The 7,464-nt window shown below is 44.2% G+C and carries 5 protein-coding genes; 4 read left to right on the top strand and 1 reads right to left on the bottom strand.

Annotation, left to right across the window (positions count from 1 at the left end; translation table 11 throughout):
* Positions 1-607 precede the first annotated feature (607 nt).
* The gene (locus QUB12_RS36005; RefSeq protein ID WP_333300521.1) at positions 608-1,153 is read right to left on the bottom strand and encodes a hypothetical protein; all 546 of its coding nucleotides are present in this window, start codon (positions 1,151-1,153) and stop codon (positions 608-610) included.
* Between the two features lie 533 nt (positions 1,154-1,686).
* On the opposite strand from QUB12_RS36005, the gene QUB12_RS36000 reads away from it, so the two are divergent.
* The 4 genes from QUB12_RS36000 to QUB12_RS35985 all read left to right on the top strand — a co-directional run bounded on the left by QUB12_RS36000 (position 1,687) and on the right by QUB12_RS35985 (position 7,324).
* Positions 1,687-2,889 (top strand): Coenzyme F420 hydrogenase/dehydrogenase, beta subunit C-terminal domain, encoded by a 1,203-nt coding sequence (locus tag QUB12_RS36000; protein WP_333142543.1) that lies wholly within the window; start codon positions 1,687-1,689, stop codon positions 2,887-2,889.
* A 98-nt stretch (positions 2,890-2,987) separates the two neighbouring features.
* Complete coding sequence (locus QUB12_RS35995; RefSeq protein WP_333142544.1) at positions 2,988-4,022, top strand: M28 family peptidase; 1,035 nt, start codon at positions 2,988-2,990, stop codon at positions 4,020-4,022.
* Positions 4,023-4,210: 188 nt separating this feature from the next.
* Positions 4,211-6,133 (top strand): leucine-rich repeat domain-containing protein, encoded by a 1,923-nt coding sequence (locus tag QUB12_RS35990; RefSeq protein WP_333142545.1) that lies wholly within the window; start codon positions 4,211-4,213, stop codon positions 6,131-6,133.
* Positions 6,134-6,181: 48 nt separating this feature from the next.
* Positions 6,182-7,324 carry a leucine-rich repeat protein gene (locus QUB12_RS35985; protein ID WP_333310901.1) on the top strand — a complete coding sequence of 381 codons (1,143 nt, stop codon included), beginning with the start codon at positions 6,182-6,184 and terminating at the stop codon, positions 7,322-7,324.
* The last annotated feature ends 140 nt before the right edge of the window (positions 7,325-7,464 follow it).

Here is a 7,464-nt window from a genome sequence, read left to right as displayed (position 1 = left end):
CTTTTTGGACGGGCGGGACGCCCATCCCACAATAACAATTAAAATTGTAAGTTATTTAATTCGCGATCCTAAGTAAAGATGGAAGTTAGCGATCGGACAATTTCTGTAACTAATTCTAGGCTGAGTACGTTAATTGAAGAATTGGGCACTGAGTGTCAAAATGTTATTACTTTATATCAATTCCGGTTGGATTGGAATGATTAAACCGCAGAGTACGCAGAGAACGCAGAGGAAGAGAACAGAGAGATGAATAATTCCGATGAAGGGCGGATTTGATATTAATCGATCAACTTCAGTTACCTGATTTGAGCGATCGACAAAAAGCGGAAATTCTAGCAGAGTTCCTTCCTCTCTGCAATCCATCTCAACGTTCACTGCGGAGAGGATTTTCAGACACTAATTGCTGAGGAAATTACACAATTGTCGGATGATGATAAAGAGGATTAAGGAGACGCGGGCGATTCCCTACGGGATAGCTACGCACGCGCGTACATGAGGAAAAAGCCCTCCAGTCAACTCACAGAAAGGCTAAAAATCCTCATAAATAAGGAATAAAGTCCTTACTACAAACTTGTGAACCGGGACTTTTGCACTGTTATTTAATATTTCAGTTTAGCTGCGTGCTCACAATAATTTTTTGCACGCGATCGCCCTTAATTTCCACAATCAAATTAGAAGCCTTTTGGTCATTGCTGTAAGTCAACCGAGTCACTCCACCCTGCACGGATTGCGACCCGTAACCGTAAGTTTTAACGACTTTTTGGCTGTTATCTCCTAGCTTCACACCATCAATTGTCAGAAACTTGGGATTGGTAGTAGAAATTAAATAAACTTTGCCCTTCCATGCTGCTACCGTCAATCCTGAGTAGCTTAGCGTGCGAATCTTGCCGCCGATCCCAGGCCCAGCAGGTTTAGTTTCGTCGCGCTGTGGTTTTCCCAACTTACGTTTTGCCTCTTCTACAGACATCCCCAACCGAACCTCGCCAATCCCCAGGCGCGAATAGTTCAGCGCCGCCGGCTTTTGTGTCGCGCTGAGCATTCTTTCTAGAGTCGCAACAGTTTGATTCGTAGCGGGGACAGGACGAACTAAAGCAGCAAATCCTAAGCTCGAAATTGCGAGATTCATCATGATGCCAACGACGGCTGTTGTCACAAACATTTTTACCATTTTTTTATAGCTTTATTTGGCAATGTATTCGCGCGATCGCCCGCTAGATCCGGATTGATACTAATAGGACTTACACAAACACTCCTAGACGCACGGCGATGCTCTGAAACCGAATTTTTTTACCCAAACTACACAAAGAAACCCGGTTTTTACCATAAATCTTAGGTTTAACAGTGAGGTATTCAGGAAGAAACCGGGTTTTTAGCGCAACCTAGGTAAGTCCTGACTAATATTTTTTAAGCTTTGAAAACCGCCAATTTCGGGCGAACCGAATTTGCTCCCGCACAAGCTTGCGTCCGCCTGCGAGGAATGACAGAAAAGACCTCTTGCAAAAATAATTAGGACGGGCAAGATGCCCGCCCCACAAGAAGAAATAACTCTTGTGGGACGGGCATCTTGCCCGTCCCATCAATTGATGAAAGGATTTTTGCAAGAGGTCTAAAGAATAAAGGAGGTAACAACCGAAATTGCTGTGATATCCTAACAAAAGCCATATCTGCATAAAATAAGTAATTTAGATGACCGCAACAGATTCTACTAAACACCAAAAATCCAAGGCCCTCAAACCGGGTAGCCGCCGCCCCGCTAAAGAACTTTGCAGCGAGTGCGGTTTGTGCGATACATATTACATCCATTATGTCAAGGAATCTTGTGCTTTCTTAACACAGCACATCGCGGAATTAGAAGAAGAGATTCACGGGCGATCGCGCAATCTCGACAATCCCGACGATTGGTATTTTGGAGTCAGTCAAAACATGATGGCGGCTCGGAAAAAAGAGCCGATCGAGGGTGCTCAGTGGACGGGGATCGTCAGCACAATTGCCATTGAAATGCTCGAAAAAGGAATTGTAGAAGGCGTTGTTTGCGTCCAAAATACTAAAGAAGACCGCTTTCAACCGATGCCGATAATTGCTAGGAATCGTGAAGAGATTCTCGCAGCAAAAGTCAACAAACCCACTCTCTCTCCCAATCTTTCAGTATTAGAACAAATCGAAAAATCGGGGATGAAGCGGCTGTTAGTAATTGGCGTCGGCTGTCAAATTCAAGCTTTGCGAACAGTCGAGAAAAAACTCGGTTTAGAAAAGCTCTACGTTTTGGGGACTCCCTGCGTGGATAATGTCAGCCGCGCGGGCTTGCAGAAATTCCTAGATACGACTAGCCGTTCTCCGGAAACTGTGGTTTCTTACGAGTTTATGCAAGACTTTAACGTTCACTTCAAACACGAAGATGGTTCGGAAGAGAAAGTGCCGTTTTTTGGCTTGAATACTAAGGAATTGAAGGATGTTTTTGCTCCTTCTTGTTTGAGCTGTTTTGATTATGTGAATTCTTTAGCAGATTTAGTGGTGGGCTACATGGGCGCACCTTTTGGCTGGCAGTGGATTGTGGTGCGAAATGACACGGGGCAAGAGATGTTAGATTTGGTAACGGATCAGCTTAACACTCAGCCGGTGATGTCTAAGGGAAACCGAAAAGAGGCGGTTCAGCAAAGTATTCCAGCTTATGAAAAAGGAGTGACTTTGCCGATGTGGGCGGCGAAGTTAATGGGCGTGTTTATTGAGAGAATTGGGCCGAAGGGTTTGGAATATGCCCGTTTTTCAATTGATTCTCATTTCACTCGTAATTATCTGTACGTGAAGCGGAATTATCCTGAGAAATTAGAGGCTCATGTGCCGGAATATGCTAAGCGGATTGTCGCGCAGTATAAGTTGCCCGATGTGTAAACTTGTAGGGTGCGTCAGTCAAAAGCTGTTGGATTATTGAAAAAATAACGCTAACTGACGCACCCTACTACTCAAGCATAGCCAAGGATAGAAAACAAATGCAATTGGGAAAGATCGAATTATGGAATCGCGGAACGTTAACTAGACTGGCTATCCTTAGTACGATCTTAATTACTCTAATTAGTGGGATATGGTTGAGTATGATTGCAATGCCAGGGAAAAGCTACAGCGGGACAATTCCCCCTTTAACAGCACAGGAAATCTCGCTCCGAGATGCTTTACAGCGCGATGTGGAAAAGCTCGCTGGTGAAATCGGAGAGCGCAACTTTATACAATATCAAAAACTTGGAGAAGCCGCTGACTTTCTCGAAGCATCATTTCAAAAGGCTGGCTATAAAGTTGAACGACAAGAATATAAAATTGATGATAATTTTTATTATAACATAGAAGTGGAGATTCCAGGGGGAAAAAAGGCAGATGAAATCGTTGTAATTGGGGCACATTATGATTCTGTGGTGGGGAGTCCAGGGGCAAATGATAACGCAACTGGGGCGGCGGGAGTTCTGGCTTTAGCGAGAATGTTTGCAGGTAAAAAGCCGGAAAAGACTGTGCGTTTTGTTGAGTTTGTGAATGAGGAACCGCCTTTTTTCTGGACTGCTGATATGGGGAGTTTGGTTTATGCCAAAAGATGCAGAGAGCGTAATGAAAAAATTGTTTCGATGCTCAGTTTAGAAACAATTGGTTATTACTCAGATGCCAAAAACAGTCAGAAATATCCAGCACCATTAAACCTTTTTTATCCTACGTCGGGAAATTTTATCGGATTTATTGGCAATACATCCTCAAGTAAACTGGTTAGAGAGGCGATCGCATCTTTCCGCCGCCATGCTGAATTTCCCTCAGAAGGTGCAGCAATTCCGGGTGGCATTCCTGGTGTTGGTTGGTCTGATCAATGGTCTTTTTGGCAACATGGTTATCCAGGGCTGATGGTGACAGATACTGCTCCCTATCGCTATCCTTACTATCACACGGCGCAAGATACACCCGATAAGGTTGACTGGAAACGGACGACGAAGGTGATAGCTGGATTGGAGAAAGTTGTGGCAGATTTGGTGGGAGTTGATATTAATTAGTTGGGTAGGGTTCGGAGCGTGGAAATATCCTCGCTCGGCACAGAATATCATGCAAAAAGACGCAGCTACTAATTAGTATAAGTTGCCTGAGTGAGGTAATTCAGAGAGTTTTTAATAGATTTTTTGCAGGGACACGGTATTGCCGTGTCTTTGTTGTATACAGTTCAGAAAATTAGAGTTACAAGATTATGACACTTATATTTGCACAGAAACACATGAATTTACCAAAGGCGATCGCAGTTACTTGTTGTGCGATCGCCCTAGCATCATGTGGAAATAGACCTTCGGAGTTGGCCGCACAGACGCAACCGGGAAACAGTGTACGAACATTTGCCGATTGGTGTCGCCAAAAAGCTTCTTTGAGCCGTGAAGCTAAATATACAGTTGAGGTGCTGTTGAAGAAAGCAGGGGCTACCGAGTGCGATCCGGCTAATCAGAAACTTTCGAGTCTCGCGGGACTCGATCTCAGAAACAATCAAATCAGCGACATCCAACCCTTGGAATCCTTGACTAACCTGACTGCGCTTCTCCTCGGCGACAATCAAATCAGCGACATCAAACCGCTAGAATCCTTGACTAACTTGACTGGACTCGACCTCTTCAACAATCAAATCAGCGACATCAAACCGCTAGAATCTTTGACTAACCTGACTTGGCTCCACCTCGGATTCAATCAAATCAACGACATCCAACCCTTGCAACCTTTGACTAACCTGAGTCTGCTCTACCTCTTCAACAATCAAATCAGCGACATCAAACCGCTAGAATCCTTGACTAAACTGACTTCGCTCCACCTCGGATTCAATCAAATCAACGACATCAAACCGCTAGAATCCTTGACTAAACTGACTGAAATCCGTCTCGACTACAATCGAATCAGCGACATCAAACCGCTAGAATCCTTGACTAAACTGACTGAACTCGACCTCAGCTTGAATCGAATCAGCGACATTAAACCGCTAGAATCTTTGACCAACCTGACTGTGCTCAACCTCAGCGACAATCAAATCAGCGACATCAAACCCCTAGAATCCTTGACTAAACTGACTGCGCTCAAACTCAGGGGAAATCCGATCCCTCCCAAAACTTGCCCTATGAAGCCAGACTCTATTTGTGACTGGGGACATAGACTTTCCGCGAAGGCCTCCGAGACGCAACCGAAAAATAGTGGACGAACATTTGCTGATTGGTGTCGCCAAAAAGCTGATTTGACTCCTGAAGCTAAACATACTGTTGAGGTGCTGTTGCAGAAAGCAGGGACTACTGAGTGCGATGTGGCTAATCAGAAACTTTCGAGTCTCACGCAACTCGACCTCGACTACAATCAAATCAGCGACATCAAACCGCTAGAATCCTTGACTAACCTGACTTCGCTCTGGCTCCGCGGCCATCAAATCAACGACATCAAACCGCTAGAATCCTTGACTAACCTGACTCGGCTCTGGCTCAATAACAATCAAATCAGCGACATCAAACCGCTAGAATCCTTGACTAACCTGACTTGGCTCTTCCTCGGCAACAATCAAATCAGCGACATCAAACCGCTAGAATCCTTGACTAAACTGACTTCGCTCGAACTTAACAACAATCAAATCAGCGACATCAAACCGCTAGAATCCTTGACTAAACTGACTTCGCTCGAACTCAACAACAATCAAATCAGCGACATCAAACCGCTAGAATCCTTGACTAACCTGACTCGGCTCCGTCTCAACAACAATCAAATCAGCGACATCAAACTTTTGCAATCCTTGACTAAACTGACTTCGCTCGAACTCAACAACAATCAAATCAGCGACATCAAACTCTTGCAATCCTTGACTAACCTGAATGGGCTCGAACTCAACAACAATCAAATCAGTGACATCAAACCGCTAGAATCCTTGACTAAGCTGAATGTACTCACGCTCGACAACAATCAAATCAGCGACATCAAACCGCTAGAATCTTTGACTCACCTGACTTGGCTCTGGCTCAATAACAATCAAATCAGCGACATCAAACCGCTAGAATCCTTGACTAAACTGACTTGGCTCGGCCTCAGCGGAAATCCGATCGCTCCCAAAACTTGCCCACTAAAGCCAGAGTCTATCTGTAAGTGGGAACCCTGAAATTAAATGCTCAAACTTTACTGTTGGGGAAATTAGAGGTACAAGATTATGACACTTATAGTTGCACACAAACACATGAAGTTACCAAAGTCGATCGCACTTACTTGTTGTGTGCTTCTAGCATTATCTGCAAATGGAGTGTCGGCGAAAGCAGCAGAAGTGCGATCGGGAAACAAAACATTTGCTCAATGGTGTCGCGAAAAAGATTCTTTGAGTCCAGAAGCTAAACATACTGTTGATATGCTGTTAAAAATAGCAGGAACTACTGAGTGCGATGAGGGCGCTCGCCAACTTTCTAGTATCACAGGAATTAGCTTTACGAAGCAAGGAATCAGCGACCTCAAACCGCTAGCATCCTTAACTAACCTGAACGTTCTCCGGCTCATCAACTGTTCTATCAGCGACCTCAAACCGCTAGCATCCTTGACTAACCTGACTTTGCTCAACCTCAGCAGCAATCAGATCGTTGACATCAAACCGCTAGCATCCTTGGTTAACCTGAAAGTGCTCAACATCGGGAACAATCAGATCCGCGACATCAAACCGCTAGCATCCTTGACTAACCTGACTGAAATCGTCCTCATCGAAAATCAGATCGATGACATCAAACCGCTAGCATCCTTGACTAACCTGAAAGGGCTTTTCCTCCGCAGCAATCAGATTGACGACATCAAGCCACTAGCATCTTTGACTAACCTGGCTGGGATCGATCTCGCTGGCAATAAAATTAGTGACATCAAACCGCTAGCATCTTTGATGAAACTGACTTTTATCGACCTCAGCAGCAATCAGATTAGTGACATCAAATCACTAGCATCCTTGACTAACCTGGAAGGGATTAACCTCAGCTCGAATCAAATCGTTGATATCAAACCGCTAGCATCCTTGACTAACCTGGAAGGGCTATCACTTAACAAGAATGAGATCGCCGATCTGAAACCGGTAGAATTCTTGACTAAACTAGAGATTCTCTGGCTCAACAACAATCAAATCGTTGATATCAAACCGCTAGCATCCTTGACTAAGCTGACTTTGCTCTCACTCGAAAACAATGAAATCGGCGACATCAAACCGCTAGCATCTTTCACTAAACTGACTGAACTCTACCTCAGCGGAAATCCGATCGCTCCGAAAAATTGCCCTCTCAAACCAGAGTCTATCTGTCAGTGGGAACCACAAGCTCAACCATAAAAGTTTACAGTGACGCCCGATCGCACTTAAATATTTGAGTGACGAATCCAACCACATTTTGTATTATAGTCATTTCAAATAAATGTGAGACAGAGGTAAGATCATGATAAAATCGATAAAAATACTTAATTAGAAAAAAA

This window comes from Microcoleus sp. B7-D4 (genome assembly GCF_036705125.1).
In the GTDB taxonomy this organism is placed as follows: Bacteria; Cyanobacteriota; Cyanobacteriia; order Cyanobacteriales; family Microcoleaceae; genus Microcoleus.
Note: the sequence above shows the minus strand (reverse complement) of the source record. Positions and strands in the feature narration are given on the sequence as shown.

Coding starts and splice junctions, on each gene's coding strand:
- QUB12_RS35990 (WP_333142545.1), top strand. CDS start 4,211: ATGACACTTATATTTGCACAGAAACACATGAATTTACCAAAGGCGATC.
- QUB12_RS35985 (WP_333310901.1), top strand. CDS start 6,182: ATGACACTTATAGTTGCACACAAACACATGAAGTTACCAAAGTCGATC.
- QUB12_RS35995 (WP_333142544.1), top strand. CDS start 2,988: ATGCAATTGGGAAAGATCGAATTATGGAATCGCGGAACGTTAACTAGA.
- QUB12_RS36000 (WP_333142543.1), top strand. CDS start 1,687: ATGACCGCAACAGATTCTACTAAACACCAAAAATCCAAGGCCCTCAAA.